Source organism: Kineococcus indalonis (assembly GCF_009906395.1).
In the GTDB taxonomy this organism is placed as follows: Bacteria; Actinomycetota; Actinomycetes; order Actinomycetales; family Kineococcaceae; genus Kineococcus; species Kineococcus indalonis.
In genome coordinates, this window is record NZ_JAAALM010000370.1 from 1 (window position 1) to 4123 (window position 4123).

At 76.1% G+C, this 4123-nt stretch carries 3 protein-coding genes; all 3 read left to right on the forward strand.

The window, feature by feature from the left end:
• Positions 1-161: 161 nt before the first annotated feature.
• Positions 162-1376 carry a Gfo/Idh/MocA family protein gene (locus tag GTR00_RS15850; protein ID WP_166612558.1) on the forward strand — a complete coding sequence of 405 codons (1215 nt, stop codon included), beginning with the start codon at positions 162-164 and terminating at the stop codon, positions 1374-1376.
• A 34-nt stretch (positions 1377-1410) separates the two neighbouring features.
• Positions 1411-2409, forward strand: a complete 999-nt coding sequence (locus tag GTR00_RS15855) for a sugar phosphate isomerase/epimerase family protein (RefSeq protein WP_166612559.1) — start codon at positions 1411-1413, stop codon at positions 2407-2409.
• Positions 2410-2700: 291 nt separating this feature from the next.
• Positions 2701-4123: arginine--tRNA ligase (argS, locus tag GTR00_RS15860; RefSeq protein WP_166612560.1), on the forward strand; the 1423-nt coding region annotated here is incomplete at its 3' end.

Sequence of the window (4123 nt, forward strand, 5' to 3'; positions counted from 1 at the left end):
TGACACGCCCTCCGGACCGAACCCATGCTAACCGAGCAGGATCAAACCGGTTTGAAGAACCGGGCGCCGCCGACGGGGGTGGCGTCGGCACCGGCCCCCCACCTCGGGAACACGCACCCCGGCCTCCCGGGCTCCGCCCGCCGCGGGGAGAGGACACCACGATGAGCACTCCCGCCCGCTCGATCGGCGTGGCCGTGATCGGCGCCGGCATGGCCGGCCGCGCGCACCTGGCCGGCTACCGCGCCGCCTCCACCCTCACCGGCGGCGCGTACGGCGAGACGCCGCCGGCGGTGCGCCTGGTCGCCGTCGCCGACGCCCACGAACCCTTCGCGACCGCCGCCGCGGCCCGCTACGGCTACCAGCGCGCGGAGACCTCCTGGCAGGCGGTCGCGCAGGCCGGCGACGTCGACGCCGTCAGCGTCGCCGTCGCCAACCCCCTGCACCGCGAGGTCGTCGAGGGCCTGCTGGCCGCGGGCAAGCACGTGCTGTGCGAGAAACCCCTGGCCCCCTCCGTCGCCGACGCCGAGGCGATGGTGGCCGCCGCCGCGGCCCGCCCGGACCTGGTGGCCGCCGTCGGTCTCACCTTCCGCCGCTCCCCGGCGATCTGCGCCGTGCGCGAGCAGGTGACCGGCGGCCGACTGGGGGCCGTGCGGCACTTCAACGGCCGCTACTGGTGCGACTACGCCGTGGACCCGGCCGCCCCGATGAGCTGGCGCTACGAGGGCGGCCCCGGTTCCGGCGCGCTGGCCGACGTCGGCAGCCACCTGGTGGACCTCGGCGAGTTCTTCTGCGGGCCGGTGGGGTCCGTGCGGGGAACGGTCTTCTCCACCGTCACCACCTCCCGGCCCAGGCCGCTGGGCGCCGTGGTCGGCCACGCCGCCGCCGCGGTCGGCGAGCGGTTCGAGGACGTCGGCAACGAGGACCTCGCCACCTTCACCGCCACCTTCGCCGGCGGGGCCACCGGCACGTTCTCCGTCTCGCGCGTCGCGCACGGGCTGCCCAACGGCCTCGGCTTCGAGGTGTTCTGCGAGAACGGTGCCGCCGCGTTCGACCTCGACCGCACGGGCGAGTTCACCACCACCGGCGCCACCGCCCCCGGTGCGGCCGACACCTACCGCCGGGTCCTCGTCGGGCCGGAGCACCCCTACGTCGCCGGCGGGCTGCCGATGGACTTCCCCGGCGTCGGTCACGGGCAGAACGACTTCTTCACCTTCCAGTGCCGCGCCTTCCTCGACGAGGTCGCCGGAGGCCCCGGCACGCCGATCGGCGCGCTGCCGGTCGTGCCGCCGCTGTCGCACGGCCTGCACAACCTGCGGGTCCTCGACGCGATCACCCGCGCCGCGGGCACCGGGGTCGAGACCGTCCCCCTCGACTGAGCCCCGCCGACCGGCGCACCACGGGAGGAGCAGCATGAAGCTGGGCGTCTACGACGCGGTCCTGCACGACCGCTCCCTGCCCGAGGCCCTGGCGGTCGTCGCCGACCTCGGCCTGACCGGGATCGAGCTGAACTCCGGCGGCTTCCTGCCGGCGGTGCACATCCCCACCTTCGACGACGTCCTGGTCAGCGACAGCGCCCGCGACGACTTCCTCGGGGTGTTCGAGGGCACCGGAGTCTCGATCGCGGGGCTGAACTGCAACGGCAACCCCCTGCACCCGAGCCGCGTCATCGGCGACGCCCACGCCGAGGACGTGCGCCGCTCGATCCGCCTGGCGCACCGGCTCGGGCAGCACCGCGTGGTGACGATGTCCGGCCTGCCCGGCGGGGAACCGGGCGCCACCCGGCCGAACTGGGTCGTCAACGCCTGGAACTCCGGCGCGCTGGACGTGCTGGAGCACCAGTGGGAGGTGGCCACGACGTTCTGGCGCGAGGTCGACGCCCTCGCCGGCGACCTGGACGTCAAGGTCGCCCTGGAGCTGCACCCGCAGAACCTCGTCTTCAACCCCGCCGGCACCCGCGAGCTGATCGAGCGCACCGGCGCCACGAACCTCGGCGTGGAGCTGGACGCCTCGCACCTGTTCTGGCAGCGGATGGACCCCGTCGCCGTGGTCCGCGACCTGGGCCCGCTGGTCCTGCACGCCGCCGCCAAGGACGTGCGCGTCAACCCCGCCGCCGCCGTGCACGGCGTCCTGGACAACCGCTTCCGGCGCCTGCGCGCCGACGAGGAGCGCACGAACCTCGGCGGCGACGAGTGGGTCAACGAGTGGCCGCAGGACTCGGCGTGGGACTTCGTCGCCCTCGGGCGCGGGCACGACACCGCCTTCTGGGCGGAGTTCCTGCGCGCCCTGCACGAGGTGGATGCGGACATGATGGTGAACATCGAGCACGAGGACGTCTCCCTCGGCCGGGTGGAGGGGCTGCGGGTCGCCGCCGGGGTGCTGAAGGACGCCGCGCGCGCCGCCGGCGCGTGAACCCCCCGGGGCGGTCCGCCGGACCGCCCCGGGGGGTTCTCGTGGACGCCGTTCCACCGGCCGTGGCACACTGCCCGGCATGTCTGCGACCCGCGCCCGCCGCCGTGACGCGCTCACCGCGTCGCGACGACGCGCCGGGCGACGACGCCGGGCGCGCTGACCCGCCGCCGCCCGCCCCGTCGCAGCGATCGAGCACCGCTCACGTCCTCGCCGCCACCGGCGGCGTTCGACGTGCCTCCCCCACCCCTTCCCGCCGGGCCGTCCCGCCCGGGCCACGGAGGACACCCCGCCATGCGCGATGCCGAGGAACTCCTGACGCTGCGCCTGCGCGCAGCCGTCAGCGCCGCCTTCGGGGCCGACGGCCCCGTGCAGGACCCGCAGCTGCGCCGGGCCACCCGCCCGGAGTTCGGGCACTTCCAGACCAACCTGCCGCTGCGCCTGGCGGGGCCGGCCGGGGTTCCCGCCGCCCGGGCCGCCGAACGGCTGCTCACCGCGCTGCACGTCGAGGACGTCTGCCTGCCCCCGCGGGTCGCCGGCGCCGGGTTCGTCAACCTGACGCTGCGCCCGCGGTTCCTGGCCGAGCAGGTCGACGCCGTGCTGCACGACGAGCACCTCGGGGTGCGGCGGGCCGACCCGCCGCGGCGGGTCGTCGTCGACTTCTCCTCCCCCAACGTCGCCAAGCAGATGCACGTCGGCCACCTGCGCTCGACGGTCATCGGCGACTGCCTGGCCCGCGTGCTCACCAGCGTCGGCCACGACGTCGTCCGGCAGAACCACCTGGGCGACTGGGGGACCCAGTTCGGCATGCTCATCGAGCACCTGCTCGAGGAGGGCCACGACGGCGCCGACCTGGACCTGACGGCGCTGGACGCCCTGTACCGCGCGGCGCGCGCCCGCTTCGAGGCCGACGCCGCCTTCGCCGAGCGGGCCCGGGCCCGCGTCGTCGCGCTCCAGGGCGGTGACGCGGGCACCACCGCCGTCTGGCGGCGGCTGGTGGGCACCTCGCTGGCGGCGTTCGACGAGGTGTACGCCCGCCTCGGCGTCCACCTCGGCGCCGAGGACGCCGCGGGCGAGAGCACCTACGGCCCCGACCTGCCCGGGATCGTCGCCGAGCTGACCGGCCGGGGGCTGCTCACGGAGTCCGGCGGGGCGCTGTGCGCGTTCCTGCCCGGGTTCACCACCCGCGACGGCGCCGCGCTGCCGGTGATCGTGCGCAAGGCCGACGGCGGTTTCGGGTACGCCGCCACCGACCTGGCCGCGATCCGCCACCGGGTGGGGCGGTTGCGGGCCGACGTGCTCGTCTACGTCGTCGACGCCCGCCAGGCGCTGCACTTCCAGCAGGTGTTCGCCCTGGCCCGCGCGGCGGGCTGGCTGCCCGAGCGGGTCCAGGCCCGCCACGTCGCCTTCGGGGCCCTGCTCGGCGAGGACGGCCGGCCGTTCAGGACCCGCAGCGGCGGCACCGTCCCGCTGGCCTCGCTGCTCGACGCGGCCGAGGAGCGGGCCGGGGCGCTGATGGCCGCGCGCGGCTCCCGGGCCGGCAGCCCGGCGCGGTCCGGGACCGCGCGGGCCGTCGGCGTCGGCGCCGTCAAGTACGCCGACCTCGCCGACGGGCTCGGCAAGGACCACGTCTTCGCCCTGGACCGCGCGGTCGCGATGGACGGCGACACCGGCCCCTACCTGCAGTACGCCCACGCCCGGCTCCACCGCCCGGGTG